General features: G+C 34.6%; 23 protein-coding genes. 7 read left to right on the forward strand and 16 right to left on the reverse strand.

Going from position 1 to position 25,065, the window contains the following annotated elements:
- The first annotated feature begins 5 nt into the window (after positions 1–5).
- Positions 6–215, forward strand: coding sequence for a hypothetical protein (locus tag ACECE_RS0214940; RefSeq protein ID WP_010248644.1), 210 nt, complete (start codon positions 6–8; stop codon positions 213–215).
- A 7-nt stretch (positions 216–222) separates the two neighbouring features.
- Entirely contained in the window at positions 223–1,317 is a 1,095-nt protein-coding gene (locus ACECE_RS0214945) for a GerAB/ArcD/ProY family transporter (protein WP_010248646.1), read from the forward strand.
- Positions 1,318–1,604: 287 nt separating this feature from the next.
- Here ACECE_RS0214945 and ACECE_RS0214955 read toward each other — a convergent pair whose 3' ends face one another.
- Positions 1,605–2,198, reverse strand: coding sequence for a hypothetical protein (locus tag ACECE_RS0214955; protein ID WP_010248648.1), 594 nt, complete (start codon positions 2,196–2,198; stop codon positions 1,605–1,607).
- A gap of 178 nt (positions 2,199–2,376) precedes the next feature.
- Between ACECE_RS0214955 and ACECE_RS31185 the strand changes: the two genes are divergently transcribed.
- Positions 2,377–2,544, forward strand: coding sequence for a cyclic nucleotide-binding domain-containing protein (locus ACECE_RS31185; protein ID WP_162862553.1), 168 nt, complete (start codon positions 2,377–2,379; stop codon positions 2,542–2,544).
- Between the two features lie 287 nt (positions 2,545–2,831).
- A complete protein-coding gene (locus tag ACECE_RS31190; protein WP_162862554.1) occupies positions 2,832–2,972 on the forward strand; it encodes a hypothetical protein in 141 nt (46 codons plus the stop codon).
- Between the two features lie 131 nt (positions 2,973–3,103).
- Here ACECE_RS31190 and ACECE_RS0214975 read toward each other — a convergent pair whose 3' ends face one another.
- From ACECE_RS0214975 to ACECE_RS0215045, 15 genes are all read right to left on the reverse strand, one after another.
- Positions 3,104–3,331, reverse strand: coding sequence for a hypothetical protein (locus tag ACECE_RS0214975; protein WP_010248650.1), 228 nt, complete (start codon positions 3,329–3,331; stop codon positions 3,104–3,106).
- 59 nt (positions 3,332–3,390) lie between these two features.
- Positions 3,391–4,110: a hypothetical protein gene (locus tag ACECE_RS0214980; protein ID WP_010248651.1), complete on the reverse strand. Its 720-nt coding sequence runs from the start codon at positions 4,108–4,110 to the stop codon at positions 3,391–3,393.
- A 548-nt stretch (positions 4,111–4,658) separates the two neighbouring features.
- A complete protein-coding gene (locus tag ACECE_RS0214985; protein ID WP_010248653.1) occupies positions 4,659–4,934 on the reverse strand; it encodes a stalk domain-containing protein in 276 nt (91 codons plus the stop codon).
- A gap of 198 nt (positions 4,935–5,132) precedes the next feature.
- Positions 5,133–7,904 carry a hypothetical protein gene (locus ACECE_RS0214990; RefSeq protein ID WP_010248655.1) on the reverse strand — a complete coding sequence of 924 codons (2,772 nt, stop codon included), beginning with the start codon at positions 7,902–7,904 and terminating at the stop codon, positions 5,133–5,135.
- Positions 7,905–7,925: 21 nt separating this feature from the next.
- Complete coding sequence (locus ACECE_RS0214995) at positions 7,926–8,912, reverse strand: copper amine oxidase N-terminal domain-containing protein (protein WP_010248656.1); 987 nt, start codon at positions 8,910–8,912, stop codon at positions 7,926–7,928.
- Between the two features lie 48 nt (positions 8,913–8,960).
- Positions 8,961–9,464, reverse strand: a complete 504-nt coding sequence (locus ACECE_RS0215000) for a hypothetical protein (protein WP_010248657.1) — start codon at positions 9,462–9,464, stop codon at positions 8,961–8,963.
- 10 nt (positions 9,465–9,474) lie between these two features.
- On the reverse strand, positions 9,475–9,924 hold the full coding sequence (locus ACECE_RS0215005) for a hypothetical protein (RefSeq protein ID WP_010248658.1): 450 nt from the start codon (positions 9,922–9,924) through the stop codon (positions 9,475–9,477).
- A gap of 167 nt (positions 9,925–10,091) precedes the next feature.
- Entirely contained in the window at positions 10,092–10,301 is a 210-nt protein-coding gene (locus tag ACECE_RS0215010) for a hypothetical protein (RefSeq protein WP_010248660.1), read from the reverse strand.
- 215 nt (positions 10,302–10,516) lie between these two features.
- Complete coding sequence (locus ACECE_RS0215015; RefSeq protein WP_010248662.1) at positions 10,517–11,401, reverse strand: hypothetical protein; 885 nt, start codon at positions 11,399–11,401, stop codon at positions 10,517–10,519.
- Positions 11,401–12,372 carry a hypothetical protein gene (locus ACECE_RS0215020; protein WP_010248664.1) on the reverse strand — a complete coding sequence of 324 codons (972 nt, stop codon included), beginning with the start codon at positions 12,370–12,372 and terminating at the stop codon, positions 11,401–11,403. Before ACECE_RS0215020 ends, ACECE_RS0215015 begins: the two co-directional genes overlap by 1 nt.
- Positions 12,350–13,807: a CpaF family protein gene (locus ACECE_RS0215025; protein ID WP_010248666.1), complete on the reverse strand. Its 1,458-nt coding sequence runs from the start codon at positions 13,805–13,807 to the stop codon at positions 12,350–12,352. The genes ACECE_RS0215020 and ACECE_RS0215025 overlap by 23 nt, the downstream gene beginning before the upstream one ends.
- A 45-nt stretch (positions 13,808–13,852) precedes the next feature.
- On the reverse strand, positions 13,853–14,683 hold the full coding sequence (locus ACECE_RS0215030) for a MinD/ParA family ATP-binding protein (protein WP_010248668.1): 831 nt from the start codon (positions 14,681–14,683) through the stop codon (positions 13,853–13,855).
- On the reverse strand, positions 14,656–15,552 hold the full coding sequence (locus ACECE_RS0215035; protein WP_010248670.1) for a hypothetical protein: 897 nt from the start codon (positions 15,550–15,552) through the stop codon (positions 14,656–14,658). The genes ACECE_RS0215030 and ACECE_RS0215035 overlap by 28 nt, the downstream gene beginning before the upstream one ends.
- A 19-nt stretch (positions 15,553–15,571) precedes the next feature.
- Positions 15,572–16,933, reverse strand: coding sequence for a P-loop NTPase family protein (locus ACECE_RS0215040; RefSeq protein ID WP_010248672.1), 1,362 nt, complete (start codon positions 16,931–16,933; stop codon positions 15,572–15,574).
- 75 nt (positions 16,934–17,008) lie between these two features.
- Positions 17,009–17,653, reverse strand: a complete 645-nt coding sequence (locus ACECE_RS0215045) for a PilZ domain-containing protein (RefSeq protein WP_010248674.1) — start codon at positions 17,651–17,653, stop codon at positions 17,009–17,011.
- Positions 17,654–18,261: 608 nt separating this feature from the next.
- Between ACECE_RS0215045 and ACECE_RS0215050 the strand changes: the two genes are divergently transcribed.
- The 3 genes from ACECE_RS0215050 to ACECE_RS0215060 all read left to right on the forward strand — a co-directional run bounded on the left by ACECE_RS0215050 (position 18,262) and on the right by ACECE_RS0215060 (position 24,888).
- Positions 18,262–18,675, forward strand: a complete 414-nt coding sequence (locus tag ACECE_RS0215050) for a hypothetical protein (protein ID WP_010248676.1) — start codon at positions 18,262–18,264, stop codon at positions 18,673–18,675.
- 235 nt (positions 18,676–18,910) lie between these two features.
- A complete protein-coding gene (locus ACECE_RS0215055; RefSeq protein WP_162862555.1) occupies positions 18,911–23,773 on the forward strand; it encodes a hypothetical protein in 4,863 nt (1,620 codons plus the stop codon).
- A 365-nt stretch (positions 23,774–24,138) separates the two neighbouring features.
- Complete coding sequence (locus ACECE_RS0215060; RefSeq protein WP_010248680.1) at positions 24,139–24,888, forward strand: peptidylprolyl isomerase; 750 nt, start codon at positions 24,139–24,141, stop codon at positions 24,886–24,888.
- The last annotated feature ends 177 nt before the right edge of the window (positions 24,889–25,065 follow it).

Genomic DNA, 25,065 nt, shown 5'->3' on the forward strand with positions numbered 1-25,065 from the left:
CAATTATGCTTATACTTGTAATTATGATGTATTCATTATTAGCAATTTTTGAATTTAGGCTTTTATACAAACAAAAACGTTGGAATGACTTTTGGACAAATACAGTATTAGGTATTTTTTCACTTACAGCTGCTATATTATTGTGTCTAAATGTAAAGATTCCAAGTCCTGCAAAGCCAATTCAAAATATAATTACTTCAATATTTGGAAAGTAGGTTTAAAATGGTTAAAGAGCAAATAACAGATAAAGAGGCTATATGTTTATTAATCGCATTTGTGTTTGGAACCACGCTTATAGTAGGCGGCGGGGGAGAAGCCAAAAATGATGCATGGATTTCATTGATAGTAAGTCTTTTTATGTTTATCCCTATGCTATTGATATTTTCTAGAATACTATCGCTATATCAAGGAAAAGATTTGTTTGATATTCTTATTATAATTTTTGGTAAAGTAGTAGGGAGAATTATTTCTATAATATATATATGGTATGCTTTTCATCTCGGGGCATTAGTGCTTCGTAATTTTGGAGAGTTTGTCAATACAATAGCCCTGCCTGAAACTCCAATGTTTGTACCTTTACTTTCTATTGGTTTGGTGTCCATTATTGCTGTGAGGCTTGGAATAGAAGTATTAGGAAGAACTACTACATATTTTCTCCCTATCATTTTTTTCATTTTAGTTGCAGTGCTAATACTGGGTTTGCCAATGCTTCATATAGAATATTTAAAACCGATTTTAGGTAAAGGCTTAGCCCCAGTTTTAAAAGGTGGGTTTTCAACTTTTTCATTTCCTTTTGCTGAAACAGTTCTATTTATTGGGGTTTTCTCTGCGTTAAAAACTAAGAAGTCGCCCATAAAAGTTTACTTATGGGGAGTTTTTATTTCGGCAATTGCTATTATTTTAGTCACAATTAGAAATATTTCTGTGTTAGGCAATATGCTTGGCAGCTTCTATTTTCCAGCTTATCAAGCTGTTAGCCAGACAAGTATTGGTGACTTTATACAAAGAATAGAAGTAACCGTTTCCATCGCTTTTGTTTTTGATGTCGTAATAAAAAGCTCAATTTGTTTATTGGTTGCCTGCAAAGGCATAGGAAAAATATTTAATTTGCATGATTACAGGTCTATTGTGATACAGACAGGATTATTAATGGTCTATTTTTCTTATTTTGTTTATGATAACTTCATGGAAATGAATTTATGGGCTTTTAAAGTTTATCCGTATTACGCTTTCCCTATGCAAGTTGTACTACCTGTTATCATTTGGGTTTTGGCAGAAATAAAAGTAAGAATTGCTGCAAAGACTTCCTGCACATGAGACTTTCAATAAACAGAGTTCAGAACCGTTAATATCAAATTATAGTAACACAGCAAAAACTTATTATGGGAGTTGTCCTGCAATCTTTTTATATAATCGGGATAGCTATAAGCACAGAAGATAGCTCTACTATGATGAATACAGCATATGCACCGCCAGTCTTTTTTAGTTGGCTGTTTATGATTATAGGTCTACTCGGCATATTTGGAATAATAGATAAAATTTTCAAAAAGAAGTAAGGCGAGTTTTACCCCGCCTTTAGTACGATATATTAACTTTTTACATGCCTAATTTCCAATAGTTGCATTCTGATCGTCATACATGGAACCATTTACAGTAACAGAAATATTATCTATTGATGACAATCCGCTTACTCTAAGCCCATTGTACATGTATTTATCAAGCATTATGCTGTCTACTCCGGCATTTATCGAATACTGTCCATCCTTCATTTTTATGTAGGTGTATAGTTTTTGCATATCTGATGGAGATGCTACTCTAAAGTTTATTACTGTTGTCTCCTCGACTTTGTATATATCCCCCTGCTTTATATACTCACGGTATTTAAAATTCTCCCTGCTGTCATCAGTATTCGATTCCATATAACCTTCCAGAATCTCTTTGAAAAACTTATGCGTTTTATCGGCATATGCACTGTTATCATAATGCTCCAGCTTTGTTTGATTCTTGCTATAGCTGGTTGTAATATCAAGCATGTCCATACCAAATATTTTATCCTTTCCATTTTGAAGGTTGAGACTCTGGTATGTTACTCCATCACTTATATATAACATATTTGAGGTGTAGTGAAATGAATTTTTTATTTTATTTACTAATTCATTGTGTTCGCTTGTTGTATCCGGAGTGTTCTTGTACTGCACGGTTTTGACAGTACAGGTATACTCTCCAAGAGGATTAAAATAATATCTATTAGAGCATGGATATATTACTAGGACTCGAAGATATAATCAATCAAGTATTATATCTGTAGTACCCCCACAAAAGGATTATACAGAGTTTAATAATGACTATGACCTTAGTTATAAGGAATTAGGATTATTGGCAAAACTTAAGATGCTGACTTATGAAAACACTAATACCATTAGCTTAACAAAATCAAGAATATCCGAAATGGGGAACATCGACAGGAAAACACTTCAAAAACATCTGAAAGAGTTAGAAACAAAAGGAATAATCAGTATTTCCGAAAGAAATATTATACTATAAAATGGAACTTGCGTGGTTGAAACTACTGATATAAGTTATTTCTGCAACAAATATGAGGATATTTATAATGCAAAATTATGTGTGCCCAAATCAGCTAAACAAATGTTTTTAGAAACAACACAATATAATAATAAAAATACAAAGCAGTTAATAGATATCTATTTTGATTTATTCAAGCATGAATGTAAACCATTTGAAGGTAATACTCCAAGCATGTGGCACTTCTGTCATGAGCGTAACCAAGGCTAATTAAGTACTTCATGCTTGAGGGGAAATTACCAAACTACATGTTAAAGAAGAAAATAAAGGTAATAGATAAAGATAGACAGCAATACTATTTTAATAATTCCGAATTAGATGATTACGATTTTGGTGGAAGTACTGAAAATACTAGTGAATTAGATGATTATGATTTTTATAAGAATTAAATTATACATGCTCAAAGGTGTCCCAAATCGAATCGTAGGGCAGAATTAGAGTATAAAAAAAGACTACCGATTAATTTCAGTAGTCCTTTTTGCATTGATAACCCTTACGTTGTAGTTATTTACCACTTGTATTATTTACTTTTTTTAAACTTATTTAGAAACTTATCTACTACACCAAACATACCTAACAATCCTATAATCATAAATATGTAACTTAAACAAATTGGTGGGGCATATAATGTACGTGCCATACTATAACTATCTACAGTACTTATATTTGTTATAGCTACCCCAATTACATAACTAGATTGCAAGACAACCCCCATAATAAAGGTTAAAGAATATTTGTCTCTTAACATTGATTTACATCCTTTCTAAATAAGTTTGTATTAAATATATTATATATTAAATAAATATATTACCTACTTATTAATTTATCAATTGAATAACTTTCAAAATAGGTAGGCTCACTGAAATTACCCCAAAAATAGTAGGGTATTCCACTTATAATACCAAACCTTTCCCATATACCTGTATTTCGGTAAAATTTACACCTGTATTCCCTTGAATTACGTGTAGAGGATTCAGGCGGGCCGACTAATTTAGTGCCTTTTTTTATAGAGTAACTAATTTCTCCATTTAACTTCAATCCAATCTTTGCCAAAGCATTTCCATCAGACGCAGGACACAGTTTCGCAGTTATATCTCTGGATTCTGTTTTTTCCTCTCCTTTAGCACAAGAATCCATAAAGCGGTCTGACTCTAATTCATCTTCTGTAAACACAGTTTTAATGACTGGTGAAGTCCACGTAGGTAATCCTACATTTGGAGTTATAGTAATTGCATTTGGTTTAGCGTACCCAACTTCTAGTATTCGTATATTCTCACCATCAGGGTTATTTTTTAATATGTCCTGTATATGTGAATCTGGTACTTTTTCTACTGTACCATTCAAGTATGTAACAGTTACTACTCTGCCATCCTTAGCTGTAATTTTCTTAGTTGTTTCACCCATAGTTGTCGTAGAAGCAAAACATGTAGAAACCAAACTTACTGCTATTGCTGTAGCTGTTATTGCTGATAAAACTTTTCTAATCTTCAAATTACACCATGTAAATTTTGTCGTATTTTCTTTCATAAGTCAATCCCCTTTTCAAATTAATTTTAAAATGTTTTCTCTGACGTTTTCTAATAGTGCTTCTGTTAACTTGTATTTGGTATAAACAACCTCCTTTCATTATTTTTAGCAACTATACCATAATGTAGTATATTGTGGTACAAAAGCATGATACCACATATTTTGGTATATGTCACCGAAATTTTCCGATAATTTTCAACAGTTAATTTATTTCGGTATACCGAAATCTCAAACATATGTTCTGGTATTATTATATCTTTTATCTACTTCATAGTAAAGCATCGTATAGTTGTAAACCAACTTGAAAGCAAGTTTAATTAAGGTTTTGAAGCGTTTGATAATCGAAGGAAATATGAAAAAAGGCGCAAAAAATTCAACTCAACTTTTAATTATTCTATACTACAGAAATATTATCTATTGATGTCAATCCGCTTACTCTAAGTGCATTGTACATGTATTTATCAAGCATTATGCTGTCTACTCCTTCATTTTTATGCAGTGTATAGCTTTACCATATCTGACGGAGGTGCTACTCGATTCCATATAGTCTAGACCGTGATGCCAAAAGTGCAGTAAGGGCAAAATGCAGAAAGAGCTTCAAGACCGCTATTCCAATCTACCTGGGCTCCCAACTCCTCACTTACAAACCTTACAGGAACCTGCGTTCTTCCATTTCCGTCTATAAATGGCTGGACATCCGGAAAACTAACCTTTTCACCATCAACTACTACTCTAAGCGGCATTTCGGCTGCTAATGAAAACGATGATACCAGAATTGTCAAAATAAATACCACAGTCAAAACTTTTACTACTCTCTTTATCATTGATATCTCCTCTAATCTATAATTGCAACAGCAGATATGTACAATTAATTAGCCAATTCAAGAGCAAACTAGAATTGGCTTTCAAGGTTAAATTATGCAAATCTTCGCTTTTTCCGTAACATTTTAAAAACACTCAACCAAAGGTCCTAAAATTATCGTTGCAGCAACTAAAAACATAGCATGTAAGGCTTTATTTATCTAATTCCCAAGCGTTGCATTCTGATCATCATACATGGAACCATTTACAGTAACAGAAATATTATCTATTGATGACAATCCGCTTACTCTAAGCCCATTGTACATGTATTTATCAAGCATTATGCTGTCTACTCCGGCATTTATCGAATACTGTCCATCCTTCATTTTTATGTAGGTGTATAGTTTTTGCATATCTGAGGGAGATGCTACTCTAAAGTTTATTACTGTTGTCTCCTCGACTTTGTATATATCCCCCCGCTTTATATACTCACGGTATTTAAAATTCTCCCTGCTGTTGTCAGTATTCGATTCCATATATCCTTCCAGAATCTCTTTGAAAAACTTATGCGTTTTATCGGCATATGCACTGTTATCATAATGCTCCAGCTTTGTTTGATTCTTGCTATAGCTGGTTGTAATATCAAGCATGTCCATACCAAATATTTTATCATTTCCATTTTGAAGATTGAGACTCTGGTATGTTACGCCATCACTTGTATATAACATGTTTGAGGTGTAGTGAAATGAATTTTTTATTTTATTTACCAATTCAGTGTGTTCGCTTGTTGTATCCGAAGTGTTCTTGTACTGCACGGTTTTGACTGTACAGGTATACTCTCCGAGAGGATTAAAATAATAACCTGATTTTATCGGCCAATCGTATTTCTGCAAACCCTTGTCTGTTGCAAATACTGCATTTGGATAATATGCCTTTCCATAATTCATCTTACGAGCATTCTCTCTGTCGTAATTATAAAGATTTGCCATGGAATTTTTAACTGCCCAGTTTATACTGGCTGTGTTTTGCTGAGTAAATGTTCTCTTATACTGACCATCTACTTTCGTCCAGTTATAAGGTTTGTTATCTTCATCTATGTAACACATCCAACGAATCACATCAAATTTGTACGGATCACTTGTCCATAATAAATTTCTTTGCCATCCGTTGTTTTCAACTTTATTCACAAAATTTCTAGCTGCAACATTTGGCATATTCGCTCTGCCATTATATATAAACGTTCTGATTTCTCTTGTATCTGTTCCTGAGTTAAATGCTGCCGAAGTAGTCGTGTTAACCGTATGTCCGTTACAGTAGGTAGTTCCGTCTTCTCTTTTCATGCAGGCATCATAATATTTATATGTGTATGTTCTGCTAACAGAGCCATCAAATACTACTCTTCCACTCTTCAACCTTGGTTCAAATGCATCCTCCAGGGACAGCCATTTATGTTCCAATGGTTTATCTCCAAAATCGATTCTATGAAGAGTAGTATATATTACAGGGTTTCTTACAATTGTATCCTTCCATTCATCAACATTGGTATTATCTGCTGAAAAATCATGATAAATATTAGTTGTATCATTCTCAACATTTAGTTTGCCTTTGGCATTTCTTAGCCAATCACCGCGGGGTAGAATTAACTTTGCAGTTATGTCCGCCCCATTTATAAGAGGGAATCTCACTCTTCGTTCCAGTACGTTATAATCCAAATCGAACTTACCGCTATACGATATGTCTTCTACAAGCTTGACTGATTCTCCTGAATCGATGGTATTATTACCAAGATTTGTTTCGCTGGGCGCACTTCCCCCACCGTTTATGCTGAATTTTACTTTTACATCACTACTGGGCATTATGAAATCAGCATAAAAAATTGCTTGCTGTGTTTTCCCTGATATATCAATTGTCCCCTCCGGCAATTTTGAACTTCCGATAAACTCAAGCTGGTCTGAAGCTTTTAATGGCGTACCGTCAGCCTTTGTTATCTCCCATTTAAAAGGCACACTTTCCAAATCTTCTCCAAAGTTTGATCTGACGTTTACACACACCTGCACCTTTTCACCCTTTGTTGCACTTGACGGCAGTGTTTCAAAGTGAGCAGACAAATCTCTTGGTGTCTCATCCGAATAGAAGGTAAATTTAATCGGGTACTTAAATACAATTCCAACTGCCCCACCGTTCCTAAAAGTGTAATAGCCAACTGATGAATTATCAGAGCTTCTTGTTGTCTCGCCAGTTTTGAAGGTGAAGCCATCATATAAATGACCATCTGCGTTTTTGATTTGCGCAGGAGCTAACAAGTTGGAATCCGCAGGAGCTCCAGCAAATGGATCTTCCTTGTCGAAATACCCATTTACTGCACCCCACTGCACAGCTGCAGTTCTTTTCCATATTGCGTATGTGTTGTAACCATAGTCCGGGTCTACTATAGGGATGGTTACATTGAATTTATCTCCAATAATTTTTTGATACGAAATCATATCTTTTGTGTAAAAATGGAGTTTTGGTTTAGCTTTGAAATATATTTTATTATTTTTGACCTCAATAATTGGTCTATCATAAAACAAATCTGTAATAGGTATATTTTCTGAAGTCTTTTGATTTTTCAAAGTTGTTGAACAAACAACTTTTATACTTCTAGAGTTTGCCAATTTATTATATAAATTTTGCTCAATAGGAATCTCAAAAATAATTTCTTCATTAATTAACTGAGCTAGTTTTTCTGAATTTCTTAAATCATCTTCTAATACTTCGTCTTTAATCACCAAACCTTTGTATTTCCAATATCCCCCACTATAATGCCATAACTCTATACTATTGTCTACCGAATTGCATTCACCTATAATCTCAGTTGCTGGTGCAAGGTCAACTCCATCTATTAAAACTTCAACAGATTGGGTTTCTGCATTCACAATTCTGCTAAATGCAAGATTAATTTCAATCCCATATATCAAGACAAAAGCTATAAATATACAGCAAACCTTCTTCATTATCCACCTCAATTCTTTTATTTACCATTGGAACATTCTTTTAAAATCATAAGTATCTGTGTATTCTTCTTGAGGAATTAGCGATGATTCTGGAACAAATTCGATTCTTTTTTTGGATCCATCCCTATAATAAAGTATATCTAATAGCCCAGTCTCTCCCATCTCTAAATGATCTATTGAAATTCGAATACTAAATTTCCTAACATCGTTTATATTTGTTATTAAAGTAGCTTCTTTTTTAAACGATCCTTCTCTAGGTATTAACCATTCTTGATTTCGCCCAATAGGAGAGTAGTCATCATAAGTACCATCTTTATTATAGATCATTATCCCCAAACTCCACTCATAACCCTCCGGAATCTTCGGATAATCACATTTAATATAATACTTGCCGTCTTCCTTCACAAATGACAACTGATTTGCCAATTTGAGTACAAACTCTTTTGATTTCTCGACTGTTATCCGCCCATACTTATCTACATCTGTCACATCGTTAAATGCAATTCCATCATAGTAAGTCACTTTACCACTTTGTGGAGGCGCACTTGGAATCGGTGTAGGCGATACACTTGGATCAAAATTAATATAAACCGTCTTTATATCCTGCTCCCAAATAACTGATGCACCTAGTGCCTCACTTACGAAACGTATTGGGACAAAAGTCCTTGACTCTACAAGCAATGCAACTGTATCCATCTGGTAACCCTGCCCGTTTATTTGATAGTCCTTCTTTCCAATAGTTAGGACAACCTTTCTGCTATTCAAAGTAACTGTTACCTTTTTAGTACCGCTATTCCAATCTACCTGGGCTCCCAACGCCTCACTTACAAACCTTACAGGAACCTGCGTTCTTCCATTTCCGTCTATAAAGGGCTGGGCATCCGGAAAACTCACTTTTTCACCATTAACTACTACTCTAAGCGGTATTTCTGCTGCTAATGAAAACGATGATGCCAGAATTGTCAAAATAAATACCACAGCCAAAACTTTTACTATTCTCTTTATCATTGATATCTCCTCCAATCTATAATTACCTGCAACAGCAGATATGTACAATTAATTAGCCAGTTCAAGAGCAAACTTAGATTTCCTTTCAAGGTTAAATTCCGCAAACCCCGGAACATGCTCTTCAACATATACCAAATGCTTTGTTTTAAATTTATACTTTGATACTACCAGAACCTCGCATACGTCCAACCTGTCTTTCCTTACTGTTAAATTCACTGTAAAGTCATTGTATCTTCCGTCATTGGATTCAAAATATGCGGTAGCGATTTTTTCTTCCGGTAAATCGGCTGTATTACTTTCTTTGAGACTTAAGTTTAAACTATTCTCAAAAGAAGCGTTAAAACTATCCATAAACTTTTCCAGATCAATTTCTGCGTCCAGGTTCTGTGCTGAATTGTCTTGTGAAGAAACCAGTACAGCAAGCTTTCCACAGTTGTTGATGGATGAGTCCAGCCTGGCTTTTTCTGCAACAAGTTGAAAACACTCAACCAAAGGTCCTAAAATTATTGTTGAAGCAACTACAATTAAAATTGCATATGCAATACCCTTCATATAATCACCATTACTCCAAATCTTTGTAATATCTGATCCCTGTTACCGGAAGTCGGAATGACACATCATAGTCAAGCTGTCTCTCTGAACCTGCAAGCTGAATTTTAAAGGGATACGCTGCACGGATTTCAACATAAAAAGACTCTCCTCTTTGCCCATAAGGCTTCAACGAACTATCCAGTTCCTTATAATAGTCGTATGAATATTCACCTTCATGGTCTGAAGATATCACAATCTTTTCCGGATTCTCCTTAAAGACAGGCTTACTTTTCAAATTATCCAAAATAAATTCTTTTTCGCCCTGAGGCAGATAATTGTAGTTTGCAGCCACAGATGCAAGGTTGTAAGTTTCATAAGCCAAAGTCATATACCATGGAAAGAACAGCACAAAGTTTGTAAATACGACAAACAAAGTGACAACTAATATAGATATTAGTATAACTTTAGCAAATCCAGCCATTTGTTTTTATCTCCTTCAGTAATTCAATTATTATTGATCAAAATTTTGTGTGCATTTAGCCATCTCAACTAAAAAAACATCTTAATACAACAATGTACAAGTCGTGAAATAACTTGTACATTTATTTTGAGGAAAATCATTAAAATCAACTCTATATAACGGACTTACTAGGAAAGCCAGCTTTGTATTACATCCTCCCAGAGCCAGTTCCAAACATCCTCTACTCTAGCGGTCAGCCATCCACCAGTCATAAACTGGACTATAAAACCGATTATCACAACAACTGCAACTGTTCCGGCAATTTGTTTTACGCTAAATTCCCCACAATTGCCCTTTAGTCTGGCCACCAATGAATGGATACCGATTCTTTTTTTCATAAAACTACCTCCTAGATTTTAATTTCTGCAAACGTATTTTAAGCTGCTAGCTGATTCAATAAAGCTACTTTTTGAAAATACAAGATATGCCAAATTAGAATTTCCATATAGGAGTTATGAACGTATGGATGTTTATGTGTTTAAGTATATTACTATAATATCACATTTACAAAAATAAATCCATATTTTACATAACAAATTTAATCATACGTAGATTATCCAAACAATTTTATTGCGCCAATAAACTGGAAGTAATAGTATATCAAAATATAGATTAACAAAACTGCAACCAGCACAAACTGTGTCCTCTCGTTACTTGCCTTCCTATGGTTTAATTCTTCCTCAAGGGCTACAACTCTCAGATCATACAATTCATTTTTAAGATATGCCATCTGTGATGTATTATCATAGCCTTTAAGCCTGGTTTCCATAATGTCGCAGAACTTTATTATATGTCTCAGGGGTACTCTCTTTTTAAACTGCTTTAGGGCAAATTCCTCGCCGTATTCAATATTATCAAGCAATACTCCCATTTCATCTGCCATATCACGGTTTGCATTCGGTAAAAAATCCTTTATGACATCAGCAAGATAAATGTTTATTGACCTTGAATACTGATAGTACACCATACTGTAAAAAGCGGGAAAATCCTTCAGTATATTTTTATTTTTGTGTTCAACTTTCTTTTCCAATTCGTCAATTGGGTACAGCCAGCCTAGAACAATAAAAATCAAGCAAACATAGCCTAGCATAGGCATAAGTCTCATCATAACCAAAGATACCAACAACCCTGCCAAAGAGTACAAAATCTGGTTAAGCCTTATCTCTTCAGGAGTAATTTTCATATCAAGTCTGCTGATAATAAAATTTAATTGCTCACGTTTTACTTCATTAAGAAACAGTTTGTTGGACATGCGCCTCAGCACAATGTCCTTAAAATATAAATACTTTTCCGTTTTCATCTTCTTTTTTGATACAGCTAAAAACTCCCTTGACCGCTTCTTTCTTTTTCCTGACATGGGCTTGAAAACAGGATAAATAAAAAAGCTTACCAGATATATAATTGCCACAAGACTTATAAGCTTAGCAATAACAACCACTATTTATCCCCTCCGAACTTGCCTATGTCACCTTGAAGAGCCTGACATCTTGCAAACCCAAGGCAAATGGTAACAATGGCTAATGTATTGATGAACCTTCCAATATCATTATTCATTAAGAACTCTCTAATTTCCATTGAGGTCATACTGTACATAATGAATATTACAATAAGGCAGGTCTTTATCAGAAAATCAAAGTTCATCTTCTTAAAAATCCTGTTCTTCCTTGCATTAATCTCTCTTAATGCAGCATTCTCATCTACAATGTCTAAGAATACATCTGCCATCCCTTTTCTCTCATTGTATTCAAATATAACAGCCTTCTTGGCAAAACTGTCAAACTTAGGCCCTAACTGCTTGTTAAGAACGTCCATAGCTCGCCTGAATGAATAGCCGTGGTTTTCGTAGTTCTCTACAAATTGTATAAAATATGGCCTGATACTTTTATGAAGATACTCCTCAGATTCCAGTACTTTTTTTACAGCAACAAGAACTCCTTCTCTTGCCAGAGGACATAGGATATCCTCAGCATCCATAATGCACTCTATCTTAGCCGATTTAGTCTGCCTTGACTGCATTGTAAAAAATGTGATAAACCCGACAAGTATTGATATCGATACAAATGCTGAAAGCGTAATATTTTTCAGGAACATGACTACAAACAGTACCATCACAGCGAAAAGGATACATATGAGCGAATTAAATCCTTCAAGAGTAAGAGGCAGATTGAAATCAAAAATCAGATTTTCCACTATAGAGTTATACCTCGTTACAATACTCTCCTTTTGCTTTACTATCTTGCTTCTCCTGACTCTTTTGACATATGCCTTAGTATTACGATTAGCAAGTCCATCAACCATGCCGATAACTGCATACTTTATATAGTTTGCCATTTGCAAATCCATAACAATATTTAGCACAATAAGTACAACAATACCTAAACCCAGACTAAACAGTAAATTCAAATTCATCGGTATCGTATACCTCCTCCTCGTTTGGGTCCACCGGCCGCGTAAGAAATTCAAACTTGCTGCGTTTTATGCCGGATTTCAGCATCTTTTGCTGGAGTGTTTCAGAAATACACCCCACTCTTCTATGCCTACCTATAATACTTTTTACCTTTCCTGTCTGAGGGTCGTCTTCCACATCAATACATTCAAATTCGTATAATTGATTGACAATTGGTGAAAGACCTTCCGAGCCTAGAATTTCAGATATTGACGTAACCTTACGGGTTCCATCAGCCAGTTTCTCCTGAAATACCACAAATTTAACTGCAGAGCATATATTCCTTAAGGCCAGTTCTGCAGGTTCATCCGACTGTATCAGATAAGCAGTCAGGAATCTATATATTGCTTCTTTATCGCCTTCAGCATGAAGTGTAGTGAAGAAATAATGTCCTGTTTGAGCAGCACGAAGTGCAGTTGCAAACTCTCCAGGAGACCTGAGCTCGCCCGGGCCTATCCAGTGTGGTGACTGTCTCATTGCATTTATCAAAAGATTTTCCATCGTGGCTGGGCTGCTGTCATCATCATCAGGAACTGACTCATATTGAAGGACATCATTAATTACCTTCTCATTGGGATCATTATTCTTATATCTCAACAGTCTTAATTCAGACGGATTCTCAATTGTTATAATCCTGCTCAAAGGATCGATCTGCTTTATAAGTACTTCGTTTAAAGTAGTCTTTCCGCTTCCTGTAGGCCCAACCGTCATCCATGACATATCTGCCCTGGGAATTAAGGATAACAATTTAAACATATTTATGGAAAAAGATTTTTCTCTTATCATTTTATCAGGAGACATAGTGGCTTTCTTGAATTTCCTTATTACAAAGGCAGGGTTTCCGTATGGAGAAATGTCTGCATGTGTTGCATTTACCCTGTATCCGTCAATCGTACGTGCATTAACCATAGGTGTTCTCGGAGTCAGCCTTACCTTTGATACACCAATAAGCTTGGCTATAATTCTTTCCATATGCTCTCTGTCAGTAAAGCATCTGTCCCACTGCTCTGTCTTTCCATATTTCTCAACAAAAATCTGATAGGGACCGTTTGCTCTAATTTCATCGATCTCAGGGTCTTCCATTGCATCAGTTATTGGCCCGTAGTGAGTTATTTCATCGATCAGTGCATTTCTTAATGCTCCAAGATTTTCATATCCTTCAACATCAGGCTTTTGCGTTTCCACATAGTCGATAATATAGCGCTCAGTCATTTCTCTCTTCTTTTTTAGGTCATCAATTCTTCTATAAAAATTGGAGGCAACCTTGCTTATATACTGCTGGCATTGCTTTAATGCCTCTTCAAAAGTCATCATCGTTAATTTGCTTTGAGTATGTTCTACTTTATGTATATATCTTGCTTTCTTTTGCAGTTCACTTACAGCACTCCTTGTAAGCATCTTATGACCCCCTTCTGTTGTTTCTTAACGTTACAGATTTAATTATTACTTAACCAGCAGATCAGTCAGACGCTCAATCGATCGCTGATATCTTTTATCTATAATTATGCTGTCAACAGAATAAACCCGGCCCTCAAGAGAATAATTGATAACCGAAGGTACATGAGGAATTTCTCCTATAAACTTCATACCCATTTCGTTAATAATTTGCTTGTCATATTCAAAGCCCTGAACATTGTTTAAAATTACGTTTGCAATTTTCGCAGAGCTGATACCCAATGATCCTATATAGCTAAGAAACCTCTGGGTGTTTTGCGGGCAGTCTATTCTTTCGCTCCACACACAAAACCCGACATTGCACTGCTTTATTGCACCAACACAGAATTCCAGCGGTGGAAAATTCGGAACGTCTATTAATATAAGATCAAACATTTCCTTTATTGTATTAATGACCCTGTCAATATCCTCAAACTGAAAATCAAAGTACTCTTCTATAAGGTCCATTGGACTTGGTGATAAAAGGTATAGGTTTCTGTACTTGGTATCACTGATTTCTTCTCTAAAATCAATCTTGTCACTTCTTAGAAGTTTTATAAGCCCTTTCCCCTTTGGCATAGCTTCGCAATCTAACATTTTGTATATATTCGGATAAAATACTTTAAAATCTATAATGCACACATTCCAAGATCTTTTTGCTATTGACGCTGCCAAATTTGCAATTAATATTGAACTGTCGGTTGAATCACCTGAAGGGAAAAAAGCTATGACGTTATCAATAATCTTATTTGTTTCAATTTCACTGTATATCTTGTCTCTAGGAGATAGTTTTTCTAAGATTTCCTTGACATCTACTCTTTCTTGTTGCTGTTTATCCATGTTTCTACCTCCTTTTCGACGGTAGGCAATTGTTCTATAAGATTTTTATTACCTTCTCTGGTTAAAATGGTAAAGGTAAAGGTAGCTGTAGTTACATTGCAGTGGGCGTATTTATTAACCTGTTCAGGAGTAGCTTCAAAAACCAGAGATTTGGCAAGAACACTCTGCATAAAATCCTTGCTGGTCATCGCTGCCTGTTTTTCCTCTTCTCCCAACTTTTGCACTTCACGATAAACTTCGTATATCGAATGCCCTTTTGAATTTAGCATATCTTTAACAAGTATTTTGTCAAAAAGTATTTCAGTTTTCATTCGTTTTGAAGAGCTTACCCCTGTACTAAAATATGGATTTTGTCCTACATCTGATGAAGGTGCAGTATTTTCGTCATATTCCTGAGTAACCCTGACCCTCACATAGTCCCCAGGCATAAGGACATCCCCTCCGCACTTGTCATAGTCATAAGGCACAGTCAAAACCTCTGTTTCTTTTGACAGGCTATACAGCCATTCGTTTCTTATAGGCTTCGTTTCGGTCAATTGATCAAAATATACAGGTGTGTTGTATCTTAAAAAGTATGCCGAGTATTTGTTTAAAACCTCACCAACTTTATCATACGTAACCATTTTATCCTTGAAATCACTTTTCAAAATTTTCCCCTTTTCAAGCATTTTTTCAGTCAAAAGAGCTTGGGCAGGAATTCCCTCCGCTGGCTTTACAACCACGATTTCTATAACTTCTTTTGCGTCACTGTTGACATTATTTAAATACATAAAAGATACAATTACCACAACTACACTTACAAGCACTGCAATTATTTTCTTTGGCAGGTTGCTTCCTGGTTTTATGTTCTTTATACTGTTTACGTCCATATAGACCTCCTCTAATGCTTTAGAACTGGAATAGATTTTTTAATATATCTAAATAGTAATTTTTATACACGCTGTTTGTATTACATATCCGTTCCCCACTACTTGTCTGCAAATCATAATCCTTTGAATAAGGTATCATGCCGCCGCTTTGGTATTCTCCCTTGGATATTCCGCTAATGTCATTTAATATTTCACATGTAAACTCAGGAGAAAACTTTTTGCCGTGATGTCTGTTGTTTTCATTATACTTTGAGACTATGATCCTGCTCTTTGTTCTAAATAGCAATGTATCTTTTAATATGCTTTCTTCAACGGCCTTAACAGTATTTATAACGGAATAAAGATTATTATTTACGCATAGCCCGATACTGTCAATCTGCGTGATAATATCAGGAAAATGTTTTAAAATTTCTATCGGAAGATCTATTAAAACCAGATTGTATTTCATTCTTAGTAGACTGATAAGACTTAAAACCCTTTTATAATCCATAGCTTCCAGTATTCTGTCCTTGCTGGAAACAGAATATGCCAATGCTATTAGGGATAAATTTTCATTTATCATGCATGAATTGATATCATAAGACTCCGGCTTCATAAGGCAGCGGATAAGAGAATATCCTAAATCTGAGTTTATCTCAACTTCATCACCGAACTTTGTAAAAAAAAGATTAGTTCCTCTATAAACAGTGTCCATGTCTAAAATCATAACAGAAAGACCCTGGTTACTTGCAACCGATGCAATATTTGCAATAGTTCCGGTTACACCAGAGCCTCTATGTCCGGTAATAATTACTACCTTTCTAGAATCCTTTAAACTTAATAGTGTTTTTTCATTACTCTTCTCCTTAGGACGTAAAAGCTTACTGCCCTCCTCAGGCTTGCTTTCCAGCTCAAGTCCCTGCCTGGCCCCTGGTTTAAATTTATCAAAAATCGACCGGGGCTTTTTTAACATAACCGTATCATCAATTGGTTGCTTAATAGACCTATTATCTTCCTGACTGGAGGTCTTTGATATACAAAAATCAATAAGAGCCATAACAGGTATCTTAACCTGATCGGTTAAAAAAACATGAAACCTGCCATCACTTCCGAAAACCGTTTTAAAAACCGTCTCCAATGCAGGATCCTTAGTCATGAATTTAAACTCCGAACGACGGTTTAATATCGGCTTTAGTCCTTCTAATATCCCACTGAAATTTTGATAGTCATTAATCATACCTTGATCTGTCAGTAAAATCGAATCATATTCGAGGTAGTTTTTTGATAAGAAATTCAGAGCCTCTGCAATAGATGCTTCAGACCTCACAACGGTAATACTATTCCTCTCCAATGCCTGCTTTACTGCATCAGAGTTGGCACCTGCTATCAAATACAAGTTCATAAATACCCCCATTAAGCATCACCAGAATCATGTATCTAACTAGTGCTTTTAAAAGCCTGTTACGAGGCAATACATTTAAACAGCATTCTCCAGTTTATTGATATAGTCATATAGGATTATATTATTTTGTCTCATAATATTACTGATCTCAATTCCATATTCAAAACTTTTTCCAAACTCGGCTTTTCTTACAACCCTTCCTTTAAAACTGCATTTCTCATTTTTACTCAGGTTTATGCTGATATACACATTGCTGTTCAAATCAAGGTCACTTGAGCAATCAAGTCTTAGGCCTTCAAAGCTCAAATCCCTTATAATTACCGCCCTTCCCATTTCCTCAGCATCCTTCTTAATACTTCCTGAAAGACTGACAAAATAACGGCTTTTCTTTCTCATATTCTCGCGCTTTTTAATATCCTTCAGCTTTAAAATAATTTCCACAGCCAAACCATGCTTAATAGACATTATCTCTCCATCTGCCCAGTATACCTCATTGGATTTCAGAAAACTTACAACAAGATGGTCATTCGTACGGAATTTTTCTCTTTCAATTACATCATCTATAGCAATTTTTATCTGCTCACCTTCAATTTTCTCTACTTGAGCTTCAAAAAATTCATCATACTCATAGTGTTTTAGCTTGATCCTGGAGTCTTTCTCTACTAATTTAGTGACATTTGAACTATTAAAAAAAGAACTCAAAAAAGATTTTACTGACATTTTACACTTCTCCCTTCATATTCTTAGAATATATTTATACAACATTTTTTATACAGCTTTGACTGTTAAATCTGGAAAACTCCCATAACACTGGATAGCGAAATTAACTAATGATGATATCGACAAAACCTCTTAAATAAATAATAGAAATTACAAATTTATAATTTGGGTAAAATAATTTTATTGCGGGTAAAGTGTTGTTTTCCATTTTTCGGACAGGTTTTATTAATGCATATTAACTGAAAGCTTAAAATATCTCTAAATATCTATATCTGACCATCTTTAATCTTTCAAAATATTTAAATCTAAATTCGAACGGTGAAATATAACCAATCCCTGTATGGCGACGTTGTCGGTTATAATAAACCATTTCTGACACCCTTTCGTAGTGATTTTATTTTGCACTACTTTTGGCTCTCCAGCAAATCGGTTATAGGTTATGAGTAATAAGTATTTAAAAGTAACATATATTTATAATTATAAAATATATTGCTTTATACTAAAAATCTTTGTATATGTTGTGTAATATCTAATTCTAACATACCAAAAATATGGTGTTGTGGCTATACCCCAATAGCTACAGCTAACTTAAACAGGAGGGAAATAATATGGCAGAAAAAAGTCTATCCAAAAAAGTAACTACAACTGGTGAAGTAACTTTCGAAGGATATTTAGACAAAAAGGAAAATAAGTTTACTTATGTATTGAATGAGGTTGATAACGATAGTACTTTTAAAGGCACGTTATTAATTATTAACTCTGAAAATGGTGCATCTGACTTATATAATGCAACAATATCATTATATGAGAATGATGGAAAAAATCCAACTGATACTAAAATAATAAATCAAATACATGAAAATCAAACTCAAAAAGAGATTAACAGTAAAAATACATTTACGTTCACTTTATTAAAGGGTACCAAAAATGCTAAAATTGTATGTGATTTTTCTACTGATTCATTATCACCATATTTTACTGTTGAATTAGACTTTAATATAGTTACTACAATAACAATATAAAGTCCATGATATTATTAGCGTTCCAGGGATGTATATAGTTATGAATGGGGATTTTCATTTTTACGGAACTGGCACAGCTGCAATAGGTAGTGGCTTGGATGAAGAAAGGGTGTTGTCGATGTTACCATTAAACATTAAACTTGGCACAAGTATAAACTTGACTTTAGGATTTAACCCCGATTGGGTACCGGGCGATCCGGATAAGACGGGGCTTTTCTTTTCACCAATGCTTTCCTTGGAGGAGAAAGATTTCGATTTTCCATCGGATACAGATTCGTTTTGGAGCTATCCTCAAATATCCATTTATGACACTGCTGAAAGTCTGTTAAGTAATCTTTTCCCATTTAAAGTTATTGGTTCTTTAGTTAGAAGTGCTGATGAAGAAATCACTACAGGTTCATTACTTATAGGTGATCATGATTGTAATGAAGCTATCCAGTCTCTTTCTAAAACACTTGGTGTGAATATTGGTAATTCCAATTATGGTTTTGTACTTGTGCAGTTGAGGAAAGAAATAGGATCTGTTTCTCATCCCACAGTAAAGAATGGCATTACACTTTATCCCCATCCATTGAGGCCTGACAAGAGTTTTGGAGTGGTTGACAAATTTCGTTCAAATCTTATTAAATTGCGTTCCCCTATTGGAACTGATGGACATTTTGATCCATCACAATTTACAGTGGAGCATGCACAGAAATATCTTAGTTCATTTCAAACATATGGAACTCATTTTATTTCGCAGGTCATGTTTGGCGACTGTATTTTCCAGGTCTTTGCTTATGAGCAAAACAAGTTTAAATCGGTAAAAAGAGCTTTCAATTCTAATAATTTTACCGGAGAAAATGCAATGAACTTTTTAATGTATACAACTGATGCTAATACCGGCACTTATGGATATGTAAAAGAATATGGAAATATTTTATCATTCAGCGGTGACCTGAAACTAAAGAATGATCTTGAGGCTAATGTCTGGCAGGATAAATATTGGAGTGAAAATAATAGTATTTTTGCCCCTTATATCGACGGTTGCAATATCAATAGCTTGATTTTAAATAGTGAATATACGGAGATAGCCCCAATAAATTACAACCTAACAACTCTGGCTATTTTCTTGGAATTTGAGAGACGAAAAGCTTGGAAGCGTGTATTTAAATCTGCAATGGTTCAAAAATTCAAACAAGCTATTACTCCTCACTTTGAAAGTTATTTTCCATATAGTGATTCTACCTTACCCTCATATAATGATATTCCAGGATTTGTATCAACTATTGCTACAACCAATGTAAATACTTACAAACCTATTATAGATCTTGGTGATTTGCAATTTGTTGCTTCAGAAAAAAATTGCAAATTTACATTGTGTGCTAATATGATTTCTTCCACATCAAGTGAAATACAGATTCCCGGTAACGATATTATGTTCGCTTTTCAAACGGCAAAACTTGAAAGCAATGAAAATATTACAAACATCATTATCGATGACGATGCTTTTTTTGATTATTCAATCTCTTGTTTCAGTTTTTATGGTTGTTTACAGATTTCTAACCGTTCCTGCACAAGAAGTGAAACTATATGTGATGGATTAAGATATGTTTGTGACAATATTAATGAATATGGAAGATATCTTGTTTCTATAAAAGATGATATTCGCATTGCTCCAGATGTAAAATATTTACCTAGATTAAAAGACAATTTATCATTCGCCTATACCTATGCCGATTCAATAATTGGTGGATGTAATTATACAAATAGAAATGATCCTTCATACAAATTTGCAGAAGAAGCTATGCGCTGGCTTGGTGAAATTATCCCTGATGATTGCACAGATATGGATATGATCGAATTGAGAGTTTCTGCCCTTGATGCTGTCCGTATGGTTAAAAATCCTTCTCAAGGGACATTCGTGCCGCTGTTGCCACCTGAAAATTATCAGCAACAAGTAACAAACATTCTAAATTATTCTGATGCAATAACTGCTCAAATAAATCAATATCAAGAGATTATCGATACCCGCAAAACACAGGAACTGATTATTGATGTCGGTAAAACTTTGAATGATGACATTATTCAAACAGGCCAACTTCTTGTAAAATTTATTCAAGCAAACGCCGATCAACAACGTGACCTTTCCTCTTACTACCAGTCAGTTATCAGCCAGAAACAAGATGAGTTACGTCTAGCCAACGATAACATCAACAAAATGCAAATAAGTGTTGATGAACAAAGAATTAACGTTAGTAATGCAGTAGAAGCCTACAAACAAGCTGTTAGCAATTGGGAGACACAACAAGAAATTCAATTTGGTCTGGATGTTGCAACAACTTTTTTTTCTGCTGTTACATCTATTATTATTCCGGCAAGTTCCATCAATGCTGTCAAGGAATTAGGTCTGACCTTCCAACGGATACAGAAGTTGCTAAATATTTTAAATAACACCTACAAGGTTTACACTACTGTTAACGCTGACTACAAATCCTTGAATAATGCACAAACAGCTTTAAATGATCTTGATGGCTGTGATTTTGACGTAAACAGTTACCTAGCTTGGGATGAGCTAAATACTAATATGACGTGTATTTTAAATTGTGGACCTAATATTGATGCCAAATCGGAATTGCAAAAAGAATTTAGCATTCTTGTTTTAAGAGGTAAAGCTTTATTGAGTGCAAAAAACTCCGCTACACAGATAGCTAAAGAAGTTTATGACCAGCAGCGTTTGAATTCTTTAAGTCAGTTTCAACAAGTGCGTCTTGATCAATTGTCTGATTCTCTAAAACCTGAAAACATTCCTTCTTTAAACCCATTATCGCTCGATTTGATTGGTATGACTAGTAGTTTAATTTTCTTACGTACTCAAATGCTCGGAACTTTGGCAAAGACTTTTTTACTTCAGGACCAATCGTTACAGTATCGTAACCTTCAGCCTGCTACAGTTATAAACTCTTTTGATTTGTTGAATTTTAAGGGAGCAATTGTTAATCAGCAACAAAATACCATGAATGCTCTTACAAAATTGAAAGCTATACAAGAATCAACAACAACTGAGATTAATGTATGCGTAAAAGTTCCAGTGAATAATTTAATTGATGGCAATTCCTATAGTCTCAATATCACTCCGGATAACATAAACTTCTACGAATATGTATGTGCCAGAGTCCAATCAGTAGTTGTTAATATTGATGGTATTTCTTCAACAGAAAGCGGTAAGTATATTGTTAAATTGGATTATCCAGGCAATTCTTTTGTGGATAGAGATACGGAACGAAATCCGATTTTTTTCAGAACGGTTGCCAGAGAGCGTATTTATGAGTTCATTGCAGGAACAAATGAACCTAATTTTTCTGATAAGGGGCAGAGTTGGTCAGATGGTGTAAACCCAATAAGCCCGTTTTCCACATGGAATATCAGCTTACCTAATACCTCCATCAATAAAGGCCTTAAATTTAATGATGTTTTCGCAGACGTATCTTTAAAATTCATACTTAATGCGAGAATTGTGGATACAGCGGTATTGCATGGGGAAATGTCTATACCTCTTGTAGCAGAAAAAGCTTATATTCCTTTGAATGCGATGTCTGATGAAGTTCCTTCTGTTTCACCTGACACACCTCCGATTGAAAGCTTAATAGGAAATATGAGTAATTGTACTGTTTTAAACGGTTGGGACGTAGTGTTTAATATGGCATTGAATAAAATTCAATCAGCTTTAAATGAACAGTATGATCAACTAAAAGAAAGTACTAGTTATGCCACTATAATCGACGTAACAACCGAATCTCATCCAACCAGCAAATTAACTACTTATAAAAAATTCAAAGTAACATACGGTTATCCTAAATTATCCTTTATGGAAAATGATACAGTTAATATAAATTTGGAGATCCCAATTCTAGATGGCTATGTACAAAATGGTTCTCAAAATACTGATCAGGATATTGATTGGGATGATCCTGTTGTGGTTGATCCGGATGCTTTGATTCTTGCTACTGTTCCTTTAGGCCAAATTGAAGGAACAGGGAATAGCGATCAGAGTAAAGTTTTAAGTATTGCTATAGATATGCAAGCAGGGACTTTCACCAGCAAAAATATGACTGTTGATAATGACGATGATAAATCCGCTTTCAATACATCATTAATAAATTACTTTACCAACAATAAAGTCCAATTTATATTAAACTCTTTGGATTTAAGTAATATAAGCATACTACCAGATCTTTGCCCCAATAAATTTTTATTTAAAACACTAATCACAAGAACATGTAAAAACCGAATTTTACAGTTATTTATTACAACAGCTAATAGAGATGCACAAAGCTATAGTCAAGCATTTATCAATAATGTAGATGAACCTATTCCATTAGGTAATGAGTGTAGTCTGATGATTAGCAGCAAGGTATTTTTTGACAACGTACTGCCTAATAGTTTGAACACCAACGGGTGGTGCCTGATTGGTATAAATCCAGGCAATATAACTGGAAGTTGGAATGCTAAATTTACTCAGGGAAATCTAGCTGCGAATGTTGATTTGAGTTCTTTAAATCATAGTGAGACTACATACTCTGGTGACGGTTATTGCACTAATAATGATTATAGTTATTTTGTGTCACAGGTAAATAATAGTGTTGATGGAATGACTTTATTTCCAAATACAAATGCTATAGGCCTAGAATTCCATCGTATAATGACACAATCTTATACTGAACATATAATAACTACCTATCCTAGTGGAAATACGGATGAAACGGATAATCCCTTAAGCACTGACTATACACTAGATATAAATGCAAATATGTCTATCGGAATTACTGGTACGGGTATGGAACAAAAGATTAGTATAAGCATGAGTGATGATTCCTGTGTTGTTTCAGGGCATCTTTCAGGAGGAGGACCTTGTGGCTGTGATGATTTGGATGCCCGGTTCAATCAACAAATAAACCAACAGCTACCAGGACAAATTGTTGGGCACATGAACATTAGTTTTAATGAGATTTCTCTTTTTGCCCTCAAGAACCTATTATTTGTAAACAATAATTATATTAATTTTAAATCAGCTAATATACCCGGAGATTTTCTTATTACCGGTAACTTTAATCAGTAGATTTGTAAAATCTTTTGGAACTTGCAAAAATCAGGCTGTACTACCCTTTCAAATGGTGGTATAGCTTGATTTTTCCACTATAAGCGGGATTTTTACTTGCTGCCTCAATATCTTCTTTTACCTCTCTATACATAACTTTTCGGCTATATTTTGAATACTTTTAGATTTGAAAAAGTTGATAAGAATTTAGAAGATTTTATTTAAAGATTCAGGAAGCACTGAGTTTGAAAAAGAAGTCATTTAGAGAATAAAGTGATTTTCTGATATTTCTAAATAAATTGGATTTTTGGGGTAAAATAATACTGGTTGGACATATCCGCTATAATCTGTTATTATAGCTGTATATTATTAAAAGGAGACCTGTCATGGATAATAAAGTATTTGCAAAAATCGGTAACAGAGAAATTACTTCACAAGACTTACAGAATTTTTTACAAAGTGTTGATCCTAAAATTGCTACTCAATTTACAAGCCCAGATGGCGTAAAACAACTCATTGCACAGTTAGCAGAGCAGGAACTGTTTTACTTGGATGCTATTGAAAAAGGATTAGAAAACGAAACTGAGTATCTTGAAGAAATCGAGAGAATAAAAGTAAATTTTCTAAAGCAATATGCTTTGAGCAAATTCCTTAAATCAGTAACTATCAACGAAGTTGAAGCCAAGAAATTTTATAACGAAAACAAGGGACTTTTTAATGAACCTGAATCAGTTAAAGCAAGTCATATTCTTGTTCAAGACGAAGCAACAGCCAATAAAATTCTCTCTGAAATAGACGAAGGCAAAAAGTTTGAAGATGCTGCAAAAGAGTACTCCACTTGTCCTTCAAAAGCTAATGGCGGAGATCTTGGATTCTTCTCCAAAGGACAAATGGTTCCTGAATTTGAAACTGCTGCTTTTGCATTGGACAAGGGTGAAATCACTAAAACTCCTGTCAAAACACAGTTTGGTTTTCATATTATAAAGCTTACAGGAAAAAGAGATGCCATGGAATTAACATTCAGTGAAGCAGAAGATAAGGTTAAAGCAGAGCTAATGGCAAAAAAACAGCAAGCAGAGTATTATAAAAAAGTTGACGAACTTAAAGGCAAATATGACGTTAAGTTATTTATATAACAAAGCCCTATTTCCATTAGAGGTAATTGCAGAAATATAACTTCCACTGTTTTTTGAAGGTCTGGCTCCTAAAAAGCCTTAGACACAAAAGTAGTGGAAGTTATATTTTATTGATCCCAAAAATTTATTCCCATCTTTGTATAAATTAGTCCTTGCTGGATAATAATTAAAATAAAG

This window comes from Acetivibrio cellulolyticus CD2 (assembly GCF_000179595.2).
Classification (GTDB): Bacteria; Bacillota; Clostridia; order Acetivibrionales; family Acetivibrionaceae; genus Acetivibrio; species Acetivibrio cellulolyticus.

What these genes read in the sequence shown, in the direction of transcription:
- ACECE_RS0214940 (WP_010248644.1), top strand. Translation starts at nt 6, where the DNA reads ATGCTTATACTTGTAATTATGATGTATTCATTATTAGCAATTTTTGAA.
- ACECE_RS0214945 (WP_010248646.1), top strand. Translation starts at nt 223, where the DNA reads ATGGTTAAAGAGCAAATAACAGATAAAGAGGCTATATGTTTATTAATC.
- ACECE_RS31190 (WP_162862554.1), top strand. Translation starts at nt 2,832, where the DNA reads ATGTTAAAGAAGAAAATAAAGGTAATAGATAAAGATAGACAGCAATAC.
- ACECE_RS0214975 (WP_010248650.1), bottom strand. Translation starts at nt 3,331, where the DNA reads ATGTTAAGAGACAAATATTCTTTAACCTTTATTATGGGGGTTGTCTTG.
- ACECE_RS0214980 (WP_010248651.1), bottom strand. Translation starts at nt 4,110, where the DNA reads ATGAAAGAAAATACGACAAAATTTACATGGTGTAATTTGAAGATTAGA.
- ACECE_RS0214985 (WP_010248653.1), bottom strand. Translation starts at nt 4,934, where the DNA reads ATGATAAAGAGAGTAGTAAAAGTTTTGACTGTGGTATTTATTTTGACA.
- ACECE_RS0214990 (WP_010248655.1), bottom strand. Translation starts at nt 7,904, where the DNA reads ATGAAGAAGGTTTGCTGTATATTTATAGCTTTTGTCTTGATATATGGG.
- ACECE_RS0214995 (WP_010248656.1), bottom strand. Translation starts at nt 8,912, where the DNA reads ATGATAAAGAGAATAGTAAAAGTTTTGGCTGTGGTATTTATTTTGACA.
- ACECE_RS0215000 (WP_010248657.1), bottom strand. Translation starts at nt 9,464, where the DNA reads ATGAAGGGTATTGCATATGCAATTTTAATTGTAGTTGCTTCAACAATA.
- ACECE_RS0215005 (WP_010248658.1), bottom strand. Translation starts at nt 9,924, where the DNA reads ATGGCTGGATTTGCTAAAGTTATACTAATATCTATATTAGTTGTCACT.
- ACECE_RS0215010 (WP_010248660.1), bottom strand. Translation starts at nt 10,301, where the DNA reads ATGAAAAAAAGAATCGGTATCCATTCATTGGTGGCCAGACTAAAGGGC.
- ACECE_RS0215020 (WP_010248664.1), bottom strand. Translation starts at nt 12,372, where the DNA reads ATGAATTTGAATTTACTGTTTAGTCTGGGTTTAGGTATTGTTGTACTT.
- ACECE_RS0215025 (WP_010248666.1), bottom strand. Translation starts at nt 13,807, where the DNA reads ATGCTTACAAGGAGTGCTGTAAGTGAACTGCAAAAGAAAGCAAGATAT.
- ACECE_RS0215030 (WP_010248668.1), bottom strand. Translation starts at nt 14,683, where the DNA reads ATGGATAAACAGCAACAAGAAAGAGTAGATGTCAAGGAAATCTTAGAA.
- ACECE_RS0215035 (WP_010248670.1), bottom strand. Translation starts at nt 15,552, where the DNA reads ATGGACGTAAACAGTATAAAGAACATAAAACCAGGAAGCAACCTGCCA.
- ACECE_RS0215040 (WP_010248672.1), bottom strand. Translation starts at nt 16,933, where the DNA reads ATGAACTTGTATTTGATAGCAGGTGCCAACTCTGATGCAGTAAAGCAG.
- ACECE_RS0215045 (WP_010248674.1), bottom strand. Translation starts at nt 17,653, where the DNA reads ATGTCAGTAAAATCTTTTTTGAGTTCTTTTTTTAATAGTTCAAATGTC.
- ACECE_RS0215050 (WP_010248676.1), top strand. Translation starts at nt 18,262, where the DNA reads ATGGCAGAAAAAAGTCTATCCAAAAAAGTAACTACAACTGGTGAAGTA.
- ACECE_RS0215060 (WP_010248680.1), top strand. Translation starts at nt 24,139, where the DNA reads ATGGATAATAAAGTATTTGCAAAAATCGGTAACAGAGAAATTACTTCA.